This window comes from Mycolicibacterium madagascariense, assembly GCF_010729665.1.
Lineage (GTDB): Bacteria > Actinomycetota > Actinomycetes > Mycobacteriales > Mycobacteriaceae > Mycobacterium > Mycobacterium madagascariense.
In genome coordinates, this window is sequence record NZ_AP022610.1 from 4,249,640 (window position 1) to 4,268,392 (window position 18,753).

The following is an 18,753-nucleotide window of genomic DNA, read 5'->3' on the forward strand; positions in this document are numbered from 1 at the left end:
TCGCAACCACTATCCACGAATCAAACACCACACCCCACCACCAAAACCTGGGGCAACAACACGCCTCCCACCACACGCAGTGGCCAGGGAACCACGGGCCTGTTGTCTCAAAGCCCAACAGTGTGCCTGGTGACCCACCAACCCCCACCCCCCGCATCAACGAGGGACGAGCGCCGGCGTTTTGAGTTCATCGCCTTGAATTACTTATGCACCCGAACCGCACCCACTACAGGTCACGGCCCATCCAACGAATCGCCTGGCACACCGAACCCCACACGGTTGTGGGCGGGACCAGGTCTCGTGGTGCTCCTTAGAAAGGAGGTGATCCAGCCGCACCTTCCGGTACGGCTACCTTGTTACGACTTCGTCCCAATCGCCGATCCCACCTTCGACGGCTCCCTCCCACGAGGGGTTAGGCCACCGGCTTCGGGTGTTACCGACTTTCATGACGTGACGGGCGGTGTGTACAAGGCCCGGGAACGTATTCACCGCAGCGTTGCTGATCTGCGATTACTAGCGACTCCGACTTCACGGGGTCGAGTTGCAGACCCCGATCCGAACTGAGACCGGCTTTGAAAGGATTCGCTCCACCTCACGGCATCGCAGCCCTTTGTACCGGCCATTGTAGCATGTGTGAAGCCCTGGACATAAGGGGCATGATGACTTGACGTCATCCCCACCTTCCTCCGAGTTGACCCCGGCAGTCTCTCACGAGTCCCCACCATGACGTGCTGGCAACATGAGACAAGGGTTGCGCTCGTTGCGGGACTTAACCCAACATCTCACGACGAGCTGACGACAGCCATGCACCACCTGCACACAGGCCACAAGGGAACTGATATCTCTACCAGCGTCCTGTGCATGTCAAACCCAGGTAAGGTTCTTCGCGTTGCATCGAATTAATCCACATGCTCCGCCGCTTGTGCGGGCCCCCGTCAATTTCTTTGAGTTTTAGCCTTGCGGCCGTACTCCCCAGGCGGGGTACTTAATGCGTTAGCTACGGCACGGATCCCAAGGAAGGAAACCCACACCTAGTACCCACCGTTTACGGCGTGGACTACCAGGGTATCTAATCCTGTTCGCTCCCCACGCTTTCGCTCCTCAGCGTCAGTTACTGCCCAGAGACCCGCCTTCGCCACCGGTGTTCCTCCTGATATCTGCGCATTCCACCGCTACACCAGGAATTCCAGTCTCCCCTGCAGTACTCCAGTCTGCCCGTATCGCCCGCACGCCCACAGTTGAGCTGTGAGTTTTCACGAACAACGCGACAAACCACCTACGAGCTCTTTACGCCCAGTAATTCCGGACAACGCTCGCACCTACGTATTACCGCGGCTGCTGGCACGTAGTTGGCCGGTGCTTCTTCTGCACATACCGTCACTTGCGCTTCGTCTGTGCTGAAAGAGGTTTACAACCCGAAGGCCGTCGTCCCTCACGCGGCGTCGCTGCATCAGGCTTGCGCCCATTGTGCAATATTCCCCACTGCTGCCTCCCGTAGGAGTCTGGGCCGTATCTCAGTCCCAGTGTGGCCGGACACCCTCTCAGGCCGGCTACCCGTCGTCGCCTTGGTAGGCCATCACCCCACCAACAAGCTGATAGGCCGCGGGCCCATCCCACACCGCAAAAGCTTTCCCCCACCAGGCCATGCGACCAGCAGGGTGTATTCGGTATTAGACCCAGTTTCCCAGGCTTATCCCAAAGTGCAGGGCAGATCACCCACGTGTTACTCACCCGTTCGCCACTCGAGTACCCCGAAGGGCCTTTCCGTTCGACTTGCATGTGTTAAGCACGCCGCCAGCGTTCGTCCTGAGCCAGAATCAAACTCTCCAAACAAAAACAACCCACACCCAAAAGGCACAGGTGGAAATCGCAATCAGAGAAACCTGACCAAGCAACCAGTCCTAAAACCGGCAAGATAAAACAAACCACCCCCACACAGGAAGACGGGGAGTCCCCCACGAGGATGGCCAAACAACAAACAAAAACCACCAAACACACTATTGAGTTCTCAAACAACACACCCGGATTTCAGGCAACCCTGCCACTGTACGTCGTAGCGGGGACTTCGTCAATCCTCGTCCAGCCGGTCTAGGACCGGGGCCGTAGGCACTGGGTAAACCCTAGCCGACGATTGCGCATACTCCAAAACCGCACGCCAGGGGCGCATTTTGGCCGAAAAGCTATGTGACGCGCTCGATTTCGGCCCCGAGGCTCACCAGGTTCTCGACGAACAGCGGATACCCGCGGTCGATGTGGAACACGTCGTGCACCTCGGTGTCGCCGTCGGCGACGAGCCCGGCCAGGACCAGACCGGCGCCGGCGCGGATGTCGGACGCCCACACCGGTGCGCTCGACAGCTGCGGTATCCCCCTGACGACGGCGTGGTGACCATCGGTCCGCGCGTCGGCGCCGAGCCGGATCATCTCCTCGACGAACCGGAACCGCGCCTCGAAGACGTTCTCGGTGATCATCGATGTGCCGTCGGCGATCGACGCGAGGCCGATCGCCATCGGCTGTAGATCCGTCGGGAATCCGGGGAAGGGCAGCGTCGCCATGTTGACGGCCCTGGGCCGGTCGTACTGGACGATGCGAAAGCCATTGTCGTGCTGGGTGACCGTGGCCCCCGCGTCGTGCAGCTTGTGCAGGACCAACTGCAGGTGCTGCGGATCGACCCCGGTGACCGAGATGTCACCGCGCGTCATGGCGGCGGCGATCCCCCACGTCGCGGCGACGATGCGATCGCCGATGACGCGGTGCTCGGTCGGGTACAGGCGGTCGACGCCGGTGATGGTCATGGTCGAGGACCCGCCGCCGGAGACCTGCGCGCCCATCTGGTTGAGCATCTCGCACAGGTCGACGACGTCGGGCTCCCGCGCCGCGTTGTGAATGGTCGTGACGCCCTCCGCCAGCACCGCCGCCATGAGGATGTTCTCGGTCGCGCCGACGGAGGGGAACTCCAGCTGGATCTCCGCGCCGCGCAGGTGGTCGGCCTCCGCGACCACGCAGCCGTGCTCGATGTTGCAGCGCGCACCCAGCTGGCGCAGGCCGGCCTGATGCATGTCCAACGGCCGCGAGCCGATGGCGTCCCCTCCCGGCAGCGCCACCTTCGCCTTCTTACATCGGCCGACGAGCGGGCCGAGGACGCACACCGACGCCCTGAACTGGCGCACGGCGGCGAAGTCCGCGTCGTACTTGAGCTCGTCGGGTGAGGTGATGCGCACGACGTCGCCGTCGAGTTCGACCGTCGCGCCGAGACCGCGCAACACCTCCGCCATCAGCGGGACGTCGAGGATGTCAGGGCAGTTCGTGATGGTGCTCGTACCCTCGGCCAGCAGCGCTGCGGCCATCAGCTTGAGCACGCTGTTCTTCGCGCCGCCGACTGCGACTTCGCCAGCTAACCGAGTACCGCCGGTCACCACGAATCGCTCACTCACGCGGCTCAGTGTAAACAGCGCACGCGCTCAGGGTCTGTTTCGCGCACACTGCCCCGGGTACCGTCGAGCCATGGCCGTCCACCTGACCCGCATCTACACCCGAACCGGCGACGACGGGTCCACCGGCCTGAGCGATTTCAGCAGGGTGTCCAAGAACGATCCCCGTCTGGAGGCATACGCCGACTGCGACGAGGCCAACGCCGCGATCGGCGTCGCCGTCGCCACGGGCAACCCCGACGAGAAGCTCCTCCGGGTGCTGCGCCAGATCCAGAACGACCTCTTCGACGCGGGCGCCGACCTGTCGACGCCGGTCGTCGAGAACCCCGAATTCCCTCCGCTGCGGATCACCCAGGAGTACATCGACCGGCTCGAGTCGTGGTGCGACGAGTTCAACGAACCGCTGCCCGCGCTGACGTCGTTCATCCTTCCCGGGGGCACGCCGCTGTCCGCGCTGCTGCACGTCGCGCGGACCGTGGCCCGGCGCGCGGAGCGCTCGGCCTGGCGCGCGGTCGACCACCACGGCGATTCGGTCAGCGTGCTGCCGGCGAAATACCTCAACCGGCTGTCGGACCTGCTGTTCATCCTGTCCCGCGTCGCGAACCCCGAGGGCGACGTGCTGTGGCAACCGGGCGGGTCGACCCGCTAGGTCGGCCGCCGGCGGGCGCGTGGTGACGGGCGCGATTCCAGCCACGACGTGAACGCCGTCAGTGCCGCGCGGTCGAGGGCGATCTCGTAGCCCCGGCGACTGTCCGGATCGGTGTCGCGCAACTCCAGGACCACGATCTCGGCGCTCATGATGTCGAACTCGTCGCCGCGGGGCGAGCGGCGCGACACCACTTCGATGCCCCGCCGCGACAGCCGGCGGTCTGGCCACCACCGCAGACTCGACAGCCGATAGAACCCGGCCTCGCCGCCGCGGTAGCGCACCACGCCGTGGCGCCATCCGTGACCGCCGACCGCGGGGGCGTCCCGCAGGATGGCGGCGGAACCGCCCACCTGCCGCAACTTCCACAACCGGTAGGTCAGCGCACCGACGACCGCCAGCAGCACGCCGACCAGCGCGACCATGATCATCATGGACGCGCTCATGGCCGGCTCAGTCGAGTTCGCCTAGGGCGCGCAGTCGCGCCCTGCCCCACGCTGCCGTGCGCTCGTCGTCGGACTCGGAATCCTGCTTGGCCTCGTCGGCGTTGATCTCCGACTCGAGCTCGGCGTTCTCGACGAGGATGCGTACCGCCTCGTCGGTGACGGACAGGAATCCCCCGTCGACGGCGATGCGCAGATCGTCCTCGCCCTCGCGCTCGACGCGCACCATGGCGTCGTCGACCAGTTGGGCGACCAGCGGGATGTGCCGCGGCAGGATGCCGATCTCGCCAGCCGTGGTGCGGGTGAACACGAATGTCGCGTCACCCGACCACAATTCGCGTTCGACCGCGACGATCTCGACGTGCATCTCAGCCACGGGTCACAGCTTCGCGCCGAAGGTCTCGGCCTTCTTGGCCAGATCGTCCAGGCCGCCGATGAGGAAGAACGCCTGCTCGGGCAGGTGGTCGAAGTCGCCCTTGCTCAGCTTGTCGAAGGCCTCGATGGTCTCCTTCAGCGGCACCGTCGAGCCCGGCTGACCGGTGAACTGCTCGGCCGCCATCATGTTCTGGCTCAGGAAGCGCTCGATGCGACGGGCCCGGTTGACCAGCTGCTTGTCCTCCTCGGACAGCTCGTCGACACCGAGGATCGCGATGATGTCCTGAAGGTCCTTGTAGCGCTGCAGGATTCGGATGACTTCCTGCGCCACGCGGTAGTGCTCGTCGCCGACCACCGACGGGTCCAGGATCGTCGAGCTCGACGCCAGCGGGTCCACCGCCGGGAAGATGCCCTTCGAGAACACCGCGCGTGACAGCTCCGTCGTCGCGTCGAGGTGGGCGAACGTCGTCGCGGGCGCCGGGTCGGTGTAGTCGTCGGCGGGGACGTACACGGCCTGCATCGAGGTGATCGAGTGACCGCGGGTCGAGGTGATGCGCTCCTGCAGTTCACCCATCTCGTCGGCGAGCGTGGGCTGGTAACCCACCGCGGACGGCATGCGGCCGAGCAGCGTGGAGACCTCGGAGCCGGCCTGCGTGAACCGGAAGATGTTGTCGATGAACAACAACACGTCCTGGTTCTGCTCGTCGCGGAAGTACTCCGCCATGGTCAGCGCCGAGAGCGCGACGCGCATGCGGGTGCCCGGCGGCTCGTCCATCTGACCGAACACGAGGGCGGTGTCCTTCAGCACGTCGGCGTCGGCGAGCTCGACCCAGAGGTCGTTGCCCTCACGGGTGCGCTCACCCACGCCGGCGAACACCGAGGTGCCACCGAAGTTACGGGCGATGCGGTTGATCATCTCCTGGATGAGCACGGTCTTGCCGACGCCGGCGCCGCCGAACAGGGCGATCTTGCCACCGCGGACGTAAGGGGTCAGCAGGTCGACGACCTTGAGACCGGTCTCGAGCATCTCGGTCTTCGGCTCGAGCTCGTCGAAGGGCGGCGGCTTGCGGTGGATCGACCAGTGGTCGAAGTCCTTGCCGTAGCCGGGATCGTCGAGGCAGTCGCCGAGGGCGTTGAACACGTGGCCCTTGACGCCGTCGCCGACGGGCACCGAGATCGACGCCCCGGTGTCGATGACCTCCACGCCGCGGACGAGGCCGTCGGTCGGCTGCATGGAGATGGTGCGCACCAGGTTGTCGCCGAGGTGCTGGGCGACCTCGAGGGTGAGCGTCTTGGCCATCTGCTCATAGCCGATCTCGGCATGCAGGGCGTTGAACAGCTCCGGCACGGAACCGCGCGGGAACTCGATGTCGACGACGGGGCCGGTGATTCGGACCACGCGACCCGCGGTCTTGGAATGGTCTGCGGTAGCAGTCATTGTCTCTTCGCTTCCTCGGGGGCTTACTTGGCGTCGGCCAGCGCGTTGGCGCCGCCGACGATTTCGCTGATTTCCTGGGTGATCTGGGCCTGGCGCTCACGGTTGGCTTCCAACGTCAACGCCTTGATCAAGTCGTCGGCATTGTCGGTGGCCGACTTCATCGCGCGTCGACGCGCCGCCGACTCCGACGCGGCCGCCTCGAGTAGCGCCGAGTACACGCGGGTCGCCACGTAGCGCGGCAGCAGTGCGTCGAATAGCGCCTCGGCGTTCGGCTCGAAGGAGAACAGGGTCTGCGGACCGTCCTCCTGCTCCCCGACGTACTCGATCACCATCGGCGCAATCCGCAGCGCCGCCGCCGACTGCGACAGCATCGACTTGAATTCGGTGAAGACGATGTGGATCTCGTCGACGCCGAGAACGCCGTCGTCACCCGGGTCGTCGCCCTCGTCGTCGACCCCGGCCATGAACGACGTGACGAGCGCATCGGCGATCTCACGGGCGTGCTCGTAGGTGGGCCGCTCCGAGAAGCCGGTCCACGACTCGGCGACGGGCCGCTCGCGGAAGCTGTAGTAGCCGAGGGCCTTTCGACCGACCGCGTAGATCACGGGGTCCTTGCCCTCGTCACGCAGCAACGAGAACAGCTCCTCGGAGCGACGCAGGACGTTCGAGTTGTACGCGCCGCAGAGTCCGCGATCGGAGGACACCACGAGCACCGCGGCCCGCTTCGGTGACTCCCGTTCGACGAGCAGCGGGTGGTCCAGCGCGCTGGCACCCGCGAGCTCGGTGAGCATGTTCGTGATCTCGGTGGAGTAGGGCCGGGCTGCTTGAACCCTGGCCTGCGCCTTCGAGATTCGTGACGTCGCGATCATCTCCTGGGCCTTGGTGATCTTCTTGATCGACCCGGCCGAGCGGATGCGCCCGCGCAGTTCGCGAAGTGTTGCTGCCATCTGTCTCCCAGACCTCTCCGGTCCTTAGTTCTTCTTCGGCGCCGGCTTGCGGACCTTGACCGATTCCTTCTCGAGGTCGTCGGGATCGAGGGCCTCGGCGTCGGCCCCGGTGTCGACGGCGACGGAGCTGCCGTCGGACGCGGCGAAGCCCTTCTTGAACTCGTTGACGATGTCGGTCAGCTTGTTCTCGGCGTCCTCGGGCAGCTTCTTGCTCTCCCGGATGCCCTGGTACACGTCGTCATGGCTGGCCTTGACGTGCTCGAGGAATTCGGTCTGGAAGCGCCGAACGTCTTCCACGGGAACCGAATCCAAGTGGCCCTTGGTGCCGAGGAAGATCGCGACGACCTGCTCCTCGACCGAGAGCGGGCTGTACTGCGGCTGCTTGAGCAACTCGACCAGCCGGGCGCCGCGTTCCAGCTGCGCCTTGGACGTCGGATCCAGGTCGGACGCGAACGCCGCGAACGACTCCAGCTCGCGGTACTGCGACAGGTCGAGGCGGAGGCTGCCCGCCACTTCCTTCATCGCCTTGATCTGCGCGGCGCCACCGACGCGGGAGACCGACACGCCGACGTTGATCGCTGGCCGGACACCCTGATTGAACAGGTCGGTCTCGAGGAAGCACTGACCGTCGGTGATCGAGATGACGTTGGTCGGGATGTAGGCCGAGATGTCGTTGGCCTTGGTCTCGATGACCGGCAGACCCGTCATCGATCCGGCGCCCAGTTCGTCGTTCAGCTTGCCGCAGCGCTCCAGCAGGCGCGAGTGCAGGTAGAAGACGTCGCCGGGGTAGGCCTCGCGACCCGGCGGGCGACGCAGCAGAAGCGAGATCGCGCGGTAGGCCTCGGCCTGCTTGGTCAGGTCGTCGAACACGATGAGGACGTGCTTGCCGTCGTACATCCAGTGCTGTCCGATGGCCGAACCCGTGTACGGCGCAAGCCATTTGAAGCCGGCCGGATCCGACGCGGGCGACGCGACGATGGTCGTGTACTCCATCGCGCCGCCGTCTTCGAGGGCGCGCTTGACGCTGGCGATCGTGGTGCCCTTCTGGCCGATCGCGACGTACACGCAGCGGACCTGCTGCTTGGGATCGCCGGTCGCCCATGCCTCGCGCTGGTTGAGGATCGTGTCGACGCAGACGGCCGTCTTGCCGGTCTTGCGGTCGCCGATGATCAGCTGGCGCTGCCCGCGGCCGATGGGCGTCATGGCGTCGATGGCCTTGATGCCGGTCTGCAGCGGCTCCTCGACGCCCTGGCGCTGGACGACCGACGGCGCCTGCAGCTCGAGCGCGCGGCGGGTGTCGGTCTCGATGTCGCCCTGGCCGTCGATGGGCTGCCCCAGCGGGTTCACCACGCGGCCGAGGAACGCGTCGCCGACGGGTACCGAGAGCACCTCGTTGGTGCGCTTGACCTGCTGGCCCTGCTCGATCTTCTCGAAGTCACCGAGGATGACCGCGCCGATGCTGTGCTCGTCGAGGTTCAGTGCGACACCGAGCACGCCGCCGGGGAACTCGAGGAGCTCCTGCGTCATGACCGAGGGCAGGCCCTCGACGTGTGCGATGCCGTCACCCGCGTCGATGACGGTGCCGATTTCTTCTCGCTGGGTATCGGCGGAAAACGAGGATACGTACTCCTCGACGGCACCTTCGATGTCAGCAGCGGAGATTGTCAACTCTGCCATGATTCTTCGTCTTCCTACCTTGTTGAGTCGGGTGGTGAGTCTGTCTGGGTCGACTAGTCCGGCAGCTGCGTCTGTGCGGCGGCCAGTCGGGTGGCGATGGAACCGTCGATCACCTCGTCGCCGACGGTGATCGAGAGCCCGCCAAGGACTTCGGGGTCGACGTTGAGCTGGATCGACACCGGGTGTCCGTAGATCCTCGACAACAGTTCGACGAGCCGGTTGCGCTGCTCGTCGGACAGGTCGGCTGCGGCGGTCACGTGGGCGACGAGCTCGCCACGGCGCGCCACGGCGAGTTCGGCGAGATCGATCACGGCCTCGTCGGCACGCTCGCCGCGCAGGTGACCGATCGTCTGCGACAGCAGTGCCGCGGCGATGCCGTCGATCCCCGAGCCGTCGATCACCTTGTCCAACAGCGCGGTACGGCCCTCCAGCGGCGTGGTGTAGTCGCTCAGCAACGCGGTCAGCCGGGGCTGCCCGTCCAGGATGCGACCGAAGCGGAACAGCTGCTCCTCGACGTCGTCGACCTGATCCTCGAGCTCGGCGCGCTTCAGCAGCGCCAGCCGGGCCAGATGCTCGATGCCGTCGATGAGATCGGCCTCGGCGGACCACCGCTGGGACGCCGCCGTCTGCAGCAGCTTCACGGTCTTCTCGTCGAGCTTGCCCGTGAACAACCGGTCGACGAGGGACTTCTTGGCCTCCGCGTCGTCGTTGTGCTCGGTGAGGTGCCGCGTCAGCGTCGGCTCGTTGACCAGCAGCGTGACGACCTGGGCGAGCTCCTCGGAGAGCTTGGTGAGCCCGTCGGCGTCGAGATCGCTTGCCACCTCGTCGAATTCGTGCGTCAGCGCGACACGCGCCGCGCGGCTGGCGGCCCGCAACCGGACGTAGGCACCCGTCTCGATGGCGGCTGACGTGGGCGCCATCTCCTCGAGCTCGTCGAGGAAGCGGTCGACCGTGGCCGACTGCGCCTCGGGATCGGAGACGTGGGACCGGACCAGCTCGTCGGCCTTCTGCACCGACTCCTCGCCGAGACCGAGCCGCAGCTGACGGATCAGCTGCTGACGCATGAGCTGAACGTGTTGTGCGCCTTGGGCCTTGACCCGCTCGGCCTCCACGCCCGCCTGCTCCTCCAGCTGGCTGGCGATGCGCTCGGAGTCCTGTCGGGCCTCGTCGGTAACCTTGGCGGCCTCGGCCTCGGCGTCCTTCACGGCCTTGGCGTGCATGGCGTCGGCGTCGGCGAGCTTGCGGGCCGCCTCCTCGCTCTCGGCGAGCGCGGCCCGCACCGCGTCCTGCTGCTTCTGCATCAGCGACTTGACCGGCGGCACGACGTAACGCCACACGACGAACACGATGACCGCGAACCCGATCAGCTGGCCGATGAATGTCGACATTTAGCGGCTCCCACCCGATGTGACGTCTACGCCGAGGATGCGGCTCGCCAGCGTCGCGGACAGACCGTCCACCGACGAGTCGAGTTCGGACTGCGCAGCCGAACGTTGTTCTGACAGTTGACGATCCGCATCGCGCACCGTGTCGGCCACCTCGCCGTTGGCCTCGGCCCGCTTCTCGTCGATGACCTGCCGACCGGCGTTGCGAGCCTGGTCGCGGATCGACGAGGCCTCCGTGCGGGCCTCGGCCATCTTCTCCTCGTAGTCGGCCTGTGCCGCCGCCATCTGTTCGGCCGACTTGCGGTTGTCCGCGGCGGTCTTGGCGAGCATGGCCTCCCGCTCGGCGAGGACCTTGCTCACCGGTGGCACGACCCATGTGGCGATGACGCCGAGCACGATCAGGAAGATGATCAGCACGACGAAGAAGGTGGCGTTGGGGATCAGGAAGTTGTTTCCCCCGCCGCCTTCTCCGGCCGCTTGGATCGATGCGCTCAGTGAATGCATGTCAGTGAATTAGCTGACCGGGGTGGCGAACACGAACAGCGCCATGAAGGCCAGGTTGATGAAGTAGGCCGCCTCGACCAGGCCGACGGTGATGAAGAACGGGGTGAAGAGCCGACCCTGCGCCTCGGGCTGCCTGGCGATGCCGGAGATCAGTGCGTTACCGGCGATACCGTCACCGATACCCGCGCCGATCGCGCCACCCGCCATGATCAAACCACCGCCGATGAGTGCGCCGGCAGCGATAGTGGGGTTCATTCCTTTTCCTCCTTGTGAGCTGGTGGCGGCGCCACCAGGTGGGTCGAACGGTCGTACGGCTTAGTGGCTTGCGGCTTCCTTGGCGTCCTTGGCATCTCGGGCGTGGTCACCCTCGTCGTGGTCGCCCTCGGCGTGCTCGTCGTCGTGGTCGAGTTCCATCGACTGGCTGAAGTACAGGATCGTCAGCAGCGCGAAGATGAACGCCTGGATCAGGCCGACGAAGAGGTCGAACAGCTTCCAGATCGCGTTGGGCGCCCACATGAACTGCGTGGGGATCAGCGCCGCGATGAGCGTGACCAGGATGCCTCCGGCGAACAGGTTGCCAAAGAGTCGCAGCGACAACGAGATCGGCTTGGCGATCTCCTCGACCAGGTTGATGGGCGCCATGAAGGCCACGTGACCCTTGAGCACCTTCACCCAGTGCTTGAAGAACCCGCGACGCCAGATGCCGGCGGCGTGGTAGCAGAGGAACACGAACAGGGCGAGCGCCAGCACGAAGTTGATGTCGGCGGCCGGCGGCTTGAGCAGCTCGTGGGTCTCACCGCCGGAGGAGTACTGCACCGGCAGCACCGAGAGCCAGTTCGAGATCAGGATGAACACGAACAGCGCCACGGCCAGGGGCAGCACGAACGGTGCGACCCTGATGCCGATCGCGCTCTCGACCTGGTTGCGCATCTGAATGGTGATCGCCTCGAAGAACAGCTGCACCCCACCCGGGACGTCGGTCGAGGTGACCTTTGCCCGCAGGAAGAACGCCAGGCCGATGACGATGACCGCGGCGACGGCCGTGGCCGTGATGGTGTCCAGGTTGAAGGTCAACCCCAGCCAGTGCACTTCGTCGTGCTCGCCGACGTGGATGGCTCCCGCGGCGACAACCTGCTCATTCATTGGTGTCAGCTCTATCCTTCGACTCGGTCTCCAGAACGTCCATGCCGCCCGAGCGGATCTTCCGGAGTACGGGAATGCTGGTGCTCATCACCAGGAGGGCTTGGAAGATGGCCAGTCCGAACAGCACCGCCAGACCGCCGTCCCTCTTGAAGACGATGGCGATCGCCAGGGCCACCGCGGTGATCGCCAGCAGGCGCGAGGCGGAGTTGAGGGCCATCTTCTTCTTCAGCGGATGGTCCTCGGCGGTGATCGACTCGACCGCCCGGCGCACCAGGAGCGCATTGCACAGACCGAGGAGCAGACCGACCCCGAAGAACACGCCGTAGAGAACCTTGCCGCCGAACGCCGCCGCGGCAACCGCCAACGCGGTCAAGACGAGGCATACGATGAACAAACGCACGGGCCGGAAGGCCACGGCTGGGAACACCAACGGCGCATCCTGCGCTGGCGTCGTCACTGACTCACCTCAATCCACGCTGTCTCGGTAGCTGTCCTCTTGGACGATCGATGATCCGGCGCGTGCCCGCTGAGCGTATCGGAGGGCGGTGGGCGCGCTGGAATCACCCAAGGGGAAGCTCCCTTTGTCGGTCGTACGTCGGCCCCGATCGGCTTCTGCGCAACCGAGGGGCCGGGCCGGCAACCCGCGAGGTCTTTCGGGTTCTGCCAGCACCGTACCACATGGTAGACGGGCCTAAACCCGACCTACTACTTCTTGTCGTACTCCCTAGTCTGGCAGCCGGCTGGGAGCGTCGCGGCCTCTTCGGAGCAGTGGGATGAGGGTGATGACCATCGCGACGACGATCGCCGCCAGCATGACGGCGCCGGTGTAGCGGGGGTCGAAGAAGATGGTGCTTGCCGCGCCGAGGGCGACGATGCCTACCCACAAGTAGATCAGCAGGACCACGCGCCGATGGGAATGACCGATCTGCAGCAACCGGTGGTGCAGATGCATCTTGTCCGGACTGAACGGGCTGCGCCCGGCACGCGTGCGCCTGACGATGGCCAGCAACATGTCCAGCGCCGGCACGAACATGACGGCGACGACCAGGAGGAACGGCGACAGCAGGGCGAAGACGTCGCGCGCGCCGTAGGCGTTCTGCGAGATCGGTCCCGCGGCCGTGGTCGACGCCGCGGCGAGCATCAATCCGATGAGCATCGAACCCGAGTCGCCCATGAAGATCTTCGCCGGATGGAAGTTGTGCGGGAGGAACCCTAAACAGGCGCCGGCGAGGACCACCGAGATCACCGCCGGCGGGTAGAACAGGACGTCGCCGCCATGGTCGCGCAGCAGGCCGATCGAGAAGATGCAGATCGCCGCCGCGGTGATCAGGCCCAGCCCGGCGGCCAGGCCGTCGAGGCCGTCGACGAAGTTCATCGCGTTGACGATGGAGACGGTCAACGCCAGGGTCAGCAGGATCGAGGTGACCTGGTCGAGCACGATCGTGCCGACGCCCCCGATCGGGATGTAGAGCACGCTCCACGCAACGCCCATCGTCACCAGCACGCTGGCGGCGGTGATCTGGCCGGCGAACTTCGTCAGGGCGTCCAGTCCCCACCGGTCGTCGATCAGGCCGATCGCCATGATCAGACCACCCGCCACGACCACCGCGGGCATGCCGGAGGAGTAGACGAAACCGCGCGTCAGGGCGGGTAGCTGAGACGCCAGCAGCACGGCGGCGACGATGCCGATGTACATCGCGAGTCCGCCCATGCGGGGCGTCGGCTGTTCGTGGACGTCGCGCTGGCGCGGGTAGGCGACGGCGCCGAGCCGCGTCGCGAGCCCCCGGACCCAGCCCGTGGCGAAGTACGTGATGATGGCCGCGGTCAGCCCGACCAGCGCCAGCTCCCGCAACGGGACACCGGCGCCGCGATCGGACAACGCGAGCAGGCCAGCCACGCGCTGAAATGTACTGGACCGAGCTGAGACCCCGAACGCGGTGACGCCGCGGGGCGGTCCCGAGCCGCCGGTGCGTCAGGCCGAGAGCGACTCCGCCTCGATCTTCAGCACGTCGGCGATGGCCGCGGCGGTGATGGGTCCGGCCCGCAGGATCCGCGGCTGCGCCCCCGTGAGGTCGACGATGGTCGACGCCGCGCCTTGCGCCGACGGTCCCGCCTCGAGGTAGACCTCCACCAGGTCACCGAGCTGGTCGCGCGCCTCGGCTGCCGTCGTGGCCGCCGCCCGGCCGGAGATGTTGGCACTCGAGACCGCCATCGGTCCCACCTCGCGCAGCAGCTCGATCGCCACCGGGTGCAACGGCATCCGCAGCATGACGGTGCCCTGCGCGTCACCGAGATCCCACTGCAGCGACGGCGCCTGTTGGACGACGAGGCTCAGCGCCCCCGGCCAGAACGCGCGGATGAGTTCGCGGGCCGACTCGGGCACCGAATAGACCAGACCGTCGATCGTGTGCCACGACCCGACGAGCACCGGGACGGGCATGTCGCGGCCACGCCCCTTGGCCGCCAGCAGGGCGGCCACGGCCGCGCCGTCGAACGCGTCGGCGCCGATGCCGTAGACGGTGTCGGTGGGCAGCACCACCAGCCGGCCACCCTTGAGCGCGCTGATCGCCGACGCGATGCCGGCGGGCCGCTGGGTCGCGTCCGTGCAGTCGAAAACCTCACTCATGTGTGCACACCTCCGTAGTTTGCGACCCACTCGCGCCCATCGTCCCTAGCCTTCCTCATCGCCGTCACGAACCGCGGCCGACCGGCGAGGTCGCGTCGCGAGGTGACCTCGGCGAAGGCGCTGGACTCCTCGAACAGCGCGACGGTCGATGCCGCGGTGTCGTCGTCGTGCTCGACGGCGACGGCGCCCCCCGACCGCAGCAGTCGGGCCGCGATCGCGACGATCGGGCCGATGACGCGCATGCCGTCGGGGCCTCCGAAGAGTGCGTGGGCCGGGTCGTGGTCGGCGACCTCGGGGTCGAGGACCGCGCCGTCGGGAATGTAGGGCGGGTTCGCCACCAGGAGGTCGACCGTCCCGTCGTACCCGCTCAGCAATCCGGGGGTGGTGACGTCGGCCTCGACGAGTTCGACATCGAGTCCCGCGCAGTTGCGCCGCGCGTACCGCAACGCCTCGGCCGAGTCCTCGACGGCGACGACGTGTGCGGCGTGCCGGGCCGCGGCGAGCGCGGCGGCGAGCGCCCCCGATCCGGTGCACAGGTCGACGATGGTTGGCTTCGGCGAAAGTCGTTGCCGCAGAGCCCATTCCAGGAGCGACTCCGTCTCGGGGCGGGGGATGAACACCCCGGGGCCGACGTGCAGCAGCAGTGGTCCGAACGCCGCCGACTCCGTCAGATGCTGCAGCGGAATCCGCCGCGACCGCGCCTCGACGAGGTCGCGGTAGTGCACGTAGAACGGCTCGTCGGGCTCGTGGAACCGGAGCAGGCCGCGGTCCAGCCCGGCCGCGTGCGCCGCGAGGAGTTCGGCGTCGACGTGCGCGCTGTCGATCCCGGCCTGCTCGAGCGTGCCCGCGGCCTCGTCGATGGCCCGCCGCAACCGCGTCATTCTTGCTCTTGGAGCCTGGCTTGCCGGTCGGCCGCGGCCAAGGCGTCGAGCATCGGGTCGAGCTCGCCGTCGAGCACCTGGTCCAGGTTGTGCGCCTTGAACCCGATGCGATGGTCGGTGATCCGGTTCTCGGGATAGTTGTAGGTCCGGATGCGCTCGCTGCGGTCGACGGTGCGGATCTGGCTGGCCCGGTCGGCGGAGGCGTCGGCGGACGCCTGCTCCTCGGCCAGCGCCTGCAGACGCGCTGCGAGCACCACCATGGCGCGCGCCTTGTTCTGCAGCTGCGAACGCTCGTTCTGGCAGGTGACGACGATGCCCGAGGGCAGGTGGGTGATGCGGACCGCGGAGTCGGTGGTGTTGACGCCCTGCCCGCCCTTGCCGGAGGAGCGGTAGACGTCGATGCGCAGATCCGACTCGTCGATCTGCACCTCGGCCACGTCGTCGGGTTCGGGGTAGACCAGCACGCCCGCCGCGGAGGTGTGGACGCGGCCCTGCGATTCGGTGACGGGGACGCGCTGCACGCGGTGCACGCCGCCCTCGAACTTCAGCCGCGACCAGACGCCGTCGGCGGAATCGCCCTTGCTGGCGATGGTCAGCGTGGCGTCCTTGTAGCCGCCGAGGTCGGAGAACGTCTCATCGAGGACGGTGACGTTCCAGCCGTGCCGCTCGGCATACCTGATGTACATGCGGGCCAGGTCCGCGGCGAACAGGGCGGACTCCTCACCGCCCTCCCCCGACTTGACCTCCATCACGACGTCGTCGGCGTCGTGCGTGTCGCGCGGTGCCAGCAGATCGCTGAGCTGAGTCTCCAGACGTGCGACGAGCGCCTCCAGGTCGGGCACCTCGGCGGCGAACGACGCATCCTCCGACGCCAGTTCGCGGGCGGCCTCGAGGTCACCGCGCGCGCTCTCCAGCTTGCGGTGGGTGGCGACGATCGGAGCCAGCTGCGCAAACCGCCGGCCGACGCGGCGGGCCGCACCGGCGTCGGCGTGCAGAGCCGGATCGGAGAGCTGCCGCTCCAGGTCGGCGTGCTCGGCGACGAGCGCGTCGACCTTGGTCGCGGCGTCGGTACTCGGCACCGGTAACTCCTTCCTCAGAACGCTTCACGCCGAACGCAAGCGGCGCCCGCCCCCGGCATGAATGCGTCGGGGCGGGCGCCGTTGGGTCGGCTACTTGTCGGCTGCGGCCTTGTCGGAGCCGCGCTTGCCGTAGCGCTTCTCGAAGCGCGCCACACGGCCGCCGCTGTCGAGGATCTTCTGCTTACCGGTGTAGAAGGGGTGGCACTGCGAGCAGACTTCGACCACGATGTGGCCGCTCTCCTTGGTGCTGCGCGTCTGGAACGTGTTTCCGCAGCCACACACGACGGTGGTGTCTACGTAGCTGGGGTGGATACCCGATTTCATGATGGTCCTCTTCAGTAGTTGGCCGCCGGGTCGCCTGAGAGCACTGACCTGAGTCTTCAGACGTGAACCGGAACCGAGGGGGTCGACGGTCGATTATGCCAGGTCAGCCGTCAGAGTCATAAACGCGCGGACCGGTGGGCCTATTCCGCGGCGCTGAGCTGCCCGATGGGCCCGAACACCCTGCCGTCGCGCTTCCACAGCGTGCGCCCGGCCGGCTCGACGCCGAGCGCGACGAGCTCGCGCTTGAGGATCTTGTTGGTGGCGGTGCTCGGCAGGTCTTCGGCCACCCACACGTAGCGCGGCCAGGCCTTGGGGGACAGATCGGGTTGCGCTGCGAGGAACCTGCCGAGCGCCTCGGGCGTCAGCTCGGCGCCGTCGCGCAGGACGATCGCGGCCATCACCTGGTCGCCGACGTACTCGTCGGGCACCGGATAGATGGCAACGCGACTGATCTCGTTGAGCCGCAACATGATTCGCTCGATCGGTGCCGCGGTCAGGTTCTCGCTGTCGACGCGCATCCAGTCGGCCGTGCGGCCGGCGAGATAGATCCACCCGTCGGCGTCGCGGTAGGCCAGATCGCCCGACCAGTACATGCCGTGCCGCAGGCGCTGATCCGTCGCGCCGGGATCGTTGTAGTAGCCGCGGAACAGACCGCTGCCGCTGGTGTTGACCAACTCCCCCGTCGCCGCGTCGCCGTTGACGAGCGCACCCGTCTCGTCGAATCGTGCGACGGCGCACTCGACGACGGTCTCGGGGTCATAGATCGCGACGCCCGGGAAGCCCTTGCCGATCGAGCCCGGCGGACAGTCGTCGGGCCGGGTGATGATGACCGCGGCCTCGGTCGAGCCGAAGCCGTCCCACACCGAGCACCCGAACCGGCGGCCGAACTCCTCGATGTCGCGATCGGCGGCTTCGTTGCCGAACGCGATGCGCAGCGGGTTGTCGTGGTCGTCGGGCTGCTCGGGGGTGGCGAGGATGTACGCGAGCGGCTTGCCCACGTAGTTCATGTAGGTGACGCCGTACCTGCGCACGTCGGGCAGGAACCGCGATGCCGAGAACGTCGCGGGCACCATCGCCGCACCCGCTCCCAGCGCGACGCTCCAGCCGGCGTAGACGGCGTTGGAGTGGAACAGCGGCATGGCCAGATAGCACACGTCGGTCTCGCCGAGACCGTAGCGCTGCACCAGCGCGCTGCCGGCGAACAGCACCATCGCGTGCGGCACTTCGACCGCCTTGGGCTCGCCGCTGGTGCCGGAGGTGAAGATCATCATGAAGGTGTCGTCGGCGCCGACCTCGCGGTGCGGCGTCAGGGCGGGTGCGGCCGCGACCCGGTCCGTCCACGCGGGATCCGTGACGTCGACGACCGTGACGCCGGGCAGCTCCAGGCCGTCGAGCAGGTGCGCCTGGCCGGGTTCGGTGAGGACGAGCTGACAGTCGACGCGCGCGATGTCCCGGGCCAGCGCCTCGCCCCGGCGCGTCGTGTTGAGGCCGCACAGCACGTAGCCACCCAGCCCGGCCCCGGCGAGCGCGGTCAGCATCTCGGGCGTGTTGCCCACGAGCGCGCCGACGTGCAGCGGGCGGGCCGGGTCCGACGCCGCGATGACGGCGGCCGCCTGGGCACCGGCCGCGTCGATGTACTCGCGCCACGTCCACGACGCATCGCCGTGCGTGACGGCGACCAGGTCGGAGTCGGCCCGCGTCCTGAGCAACTGTTGGAGTGTGTCGGCCATCGTCGGCTACCTCGGTTCCACGCTGAACACAATTGGGAAAGTGTCTACCACGATGTGCCACACGGTACCGTCTGACGACGGGCACAATGCGTCCGTCCCCACCGCGACGCGAAGAGGAGCCCGC

The 18,753-nt window shown here is 67.0% G+C and carries 18 protein-coding genes and 1 rRNA gene; 1 reads left to right on the forward strand and 18 read right to left on the reverse strand.

The window, feature by feature from the left end; all coding sequences use genetic code 11:
- Positions 1 to 314: 314 nt before the first annotated feature.
- Positions 315 to 1,833 (reverse strand): 16S ribosomal RNA (locus tag G6N60_RS20055).
- A 347-nt stretch (positions 1,834 to 2,180) separates the two neighbouring features.
- Positions 2,181 to 3,434, reverse strand: coding sequence for a UDP-N-acetylglucosamine 1-carboxyvinyltransferase (gene murA, locus G6N60_RS20060; protein ID WP_163740542.1), 1,254 nt, complete (start codon positions 3,432 to 3,434; stop codon positions 2,181 to 2,183).
- Between the two features lie 70 nt (positions 3,435 to 3,504).
- On the opposite strand from murA, the gene G6N60_RS20065 reads away from it, so the two are divergent.
- The gene (locus tag G6N60_RS20065) at positions 3,505 to 4,080 is read left to right on the forward strand and encodes a cob(I)yrinic acid a,c-diamide adenosyltransferase (protein WP_163740545.1); all 576 of its coding nucleotides are present in this window, start codon (positions 3,505 to 3,507) and stop codon (positions 4,078 to 4,080) included.
- Here the strand turns inward: G6N60_RS20065 and G6N60_RS20070 are convergent.
- The 16 genes from G6N60_RS20070 to fadD1 form a co-directional block, all read right to left on the reverse strand.
- The gene (locus G6N60_RS20070; protein WP_163740548.1) at positions 4,077 to 4,523 is read right to left on the reverse strand and encodes a DUF2550 domain-containing protein; all 447 of its coding nucleotides are present in this window, start codon (positions 4,521 to 4,523) and stop codon (positions 4,077 to 4,079) included. The genes G6N60_RS20065 and G6N60_RS20070 overlap by 4 nt on opposite strands.
- A 7-nt stretch (positions 4,524 to 4,530) precedes the next feature.
- Positions 4,531 to 4,896: a F0F1 ATP synthase subunit epsilon gene (locus G6N60_RS20075; RefSeq protein ID WP_163740549.1), complete on the reverse strand. Its 366-nt coding sequence runs from the start codon at positions 4,894 to 4,896 to the stop codon at positions 4,531 to 4,533.
- Between the two features lie 3 nt (positions 4,897 to 4,899).
- Positions 4,900 to 6,333, reverse strand: a complete 1,434-nt coding sequence (gene atpD, locus G6N60_RS20080) for a F0F1 ATP synthase subunit beta (protein ID WP_163740551.1) — start codon at positions 6,331 to 6,333, stop codon at positions 4,900 to 4,902.
- Between the two features lie 23 nt (positions 6,334 to 6,356).
- Positions 6,357 to 7,280 (reverse strand): F0F1 ATP synthase subunit gamma, encoded by a 924-nt coding sequence (locus tag G6N60_RS20085; RefSeq protein ID WP_163740553.1) that lies wholly within the window; start codon positions 7,278 to 7,280, stop codon positions 6,357 to 6,359.
- Between the two features lie 24 nt (positions 7,281 to 7,304).
- Positions 7,305 to 8,957: a F0F1 ATP synthase subunit alpha gene (atpA, locus tag G6N60_RS20090; RefSeq protein WP_163740555.1), complete on the reverse strand. Its 1,653-nt coding sequence runs from the start codon at positions 8,955 to 8,957 to the stop codon at positions 7,305 to 7,307.
- 53 nt (positions 8,958 to 9,010) lie between these two features.
- The gene (locus G6N60_RS20095) at positions 9,011 to 10,345 is read right to left on the reverse strand and encodes a F0F1 ATP synthase subunit B/delta (RefSeq protein WP_163740557.1); all 1,335 of its coding nucleotides are present in this window, start codon (positions 10,343 to 10,345) and stop codon (positions 9,011 to 9,013) included.
- Complete coding sequence (locus G6N60_RS20100) at positions 10,346 to 10,846, reverse strand: F0F1 ATP synthase subunit B (protein ID WP_163740559.1); 501 nt, start codon at positions 10,844 to 10,846, stop codon at positions 10,346 to 10,348.
- A 9-nt stretch (positions 10,847 to 10,855) separates the two neighbouring features.
- Positions 10,856 to 11,101, reverse strand: a complete 246-nt coding sequence (locus tag G6N60_RS20105) for a F0F1 ATP synthase subunit C (RefSeq protein WP_163740562.1) — start codon at positions 11,099 to 11,101, stop codon at positions 10,856 to 10,858.
- A 60-nt stretch (positions 11,102 to 11,161) separates the two neighbouring features.
- On the reverse strand, positions 11,162 to 11,989 hold the full coding sequence (atpB, locus tag G6N60_RS20110) for a F0F1 ATP synthase subunit A (protein WP_163740564.1): 828 nt from the start codon (positions 11,987 to 11,989) through the stop codon (positions 11,162 to 11,164).
- A complete protein-coding gene (locus G6N60_RS20115; RefSeq protein WP_163740566.1) occupies positions 11,982 to 12,446 on the reverse strand; it encodes an ATP synthase subunit I in 465 nt (154 codons plus the stop codon). The genes atpB and G6N60_RS20115 overlap by 8 nt, the downstream gene beginning before the upstream one ends.
- A gap of 267 nt (positions 12,447 to 12,713) precedes the next feature.
- The gene (locus G6N60_RS20120; RefSeq protein WP_163740568.1) at positions 12,714 to 13,886 is read right to left on the reverse strand and encodes a glycosyltransferase family 4 protein; all 1,173 of its coding nucleotides are present in this window, start codon (positions 13,884 to 13,886) and stop codon (positions 12,714 to 12,716) included.
- 75 nt (positions 13,887 to 13,961) lie between these two features.
- Positions 13,962 to 14,615, reverse strand: coding sequence for an L-threonylcarbamoyladenylate synthase (locus G6N60_RS20125; protein ID WP_163740571.1), 654 nt, complete (start codon positions 14,613 to 14,615; stop codon positions 13,962 to 13,964).
- Positions 14,612 to 15,496 carry a peptide chain release factor N(5)-glutamine methyltransferase gene (gene prmC, locus G6N60_RS20130; RefSeq protein ID WP_163740573.1) on the reverse strand — a complete coding sequence of 295 codons (885 nt, stop codon included), beginning with the start codon at positions 15,494 to 15,496 and terminating at the stop codon, positions 14,612 to 14,614. The genes G6N60_RS20125 and prmC overlap by 4 nt, the downstream gene beginning before the upstream one ends.
- On the reverse strand, positions 15,493 to 16,575 hold the full coding sequence (prfA, locus tag G6N60_RS20135; RefSeq protein ID WP_163740575.1) for a peptide chain release factor 1: 1,083 nt from the start codon (positions 16,573 to 16,575) through the stop codon (positions 15,493 to 15,495). The genes prmC and prfA overlap by 4 nt, the downstream gene beginning before the upstream one ends.
- 90 nt (positions 16,576 to 16,665) lie before the next feature.
- Positions 16,666 to 16,899, reverse strand: a complete 234-nt coding sequence (rpmE, locus tag G6N60_RS20140) for a 50S ribosomal protein L31 (RefSeq protein WP_163740577.1) — start codon at positions 16,897 to 16,899, stop codon at positions 16,666 to 16,668.
- Positions 16,900 to 17,039: 140 nt separating this feature from the next.
- Positions 17,040 to 18,629 (reverse strand): fatty-acid--CoA ligase FadD1, encoded by a 1,590-nt coding sequence (gene fadD1 / locus G6N60_RS20145; protein WP_163740579.1) that lies wholly within the window; start codon positions 18,627 to 18,629, stop codon positions 17,040 to 17,042.
- Positions 18,630 to 18,753 lie beyond the last annotated feature (124 nt).

What these genes read in the sequence shown, in the direction of transcription:
- fadD1 (WP_163740579.1), bottom strand. Translation starts at nt 18,629, where the DNA reads ATGGCCGACACACTCCAACAGTTGCTCAGGACGCGGGCCGACTCCGAC.
- G6N60_RS20105 (WP_163740562.1), bottom strand. Translation starts at nt 11,101, where the DNA reads ATGAACCCCACTATCGCTGCCGGCGCACTCATCGGCGGTGGTTTGATC.
- atpB (WP_163740564.1), bottom strand. Translation starts at nt 11,989, where the DNA reads ATGAATGAGCAGGTTGTCGCCGCGGGAGCCATCCACGTCGGCGAGCAC.
- G6N60_RS20095 (WP_163740557.1), bottom strand. Translation starts at nt 10,345, where the DNA reads ATGTCGACATTCATCGGCCAGCTGATCGGGTTCGCGGTCATCGTGTTC.
- G6N60_RS20125 (WP_163740571.1), bottom strand. Translation starts at nt 14,615, where the DNA reads ATGAGTGAGGTTTTCGACTGCACGGACGCGACCCAGCGGCCCGCCGGC.
- atpA (WP_163740555.1), bottom strand. Translation starts at nt 8,957, where the DNA reads ATGGCAGAGTTGACAATCTCCGCTGCTGACATCGAAGGTGCCGTCGAG.
- rpmE (WP_163740577.1), bottom strand. Translation starts at nt 16,899, where the DNA reads ATGAAATCGGGTATCCACCCCAGCTACGTAGACACCACCGTCGTGTGT.
- G6N60_RS20085 (WP_163740553.1), bottom strand. Translation starts at nt 7,280, where the DNA reads ATGGCAGCAACACTTCGCGAACTGCGCGGGCGCATCCGCTCGGCCGGG.
- G6N60_RS20100 (WP_163740559.1), bottom strand. Translation starts at nt 10,846, where the DNA reads ATGCATTCACTGAGCGCATCGATCCAAGCGGCCGGAGAAGGCGGCGGG.
- atpD (WP_163740551.1), bottom strand. Translation starts at nt 6,333, where the DNA reads ATGACTGCTACCGCAGACCATTCCAAGACCGCGGGTCGCGTGGTCCGA.
- prmC (WP_163740573.1), bottom strand. Translation starts at nt 15,496, where the DNA reads ATGACGCGGTTGCGGCGGGCCATCGACGAGGCCGCGGGCACGCTCGAG.
- G6N60_RS20070 (WP_163740548.1), bottom strand. Translation starts at nt 4,523, where the DNA reads ATGAGCGCGTCCATGATGATCATGGTCGCGCTGGTCGGCGTGCTGCTG.
- G6N60_RS20065 (WP_163740545.1), top strand. Translation starts at nt 3,505, where the DNA reads ATGGCCGTCCACCTGACCCGCATCTACACCCGAACCGGCGACGACGGG.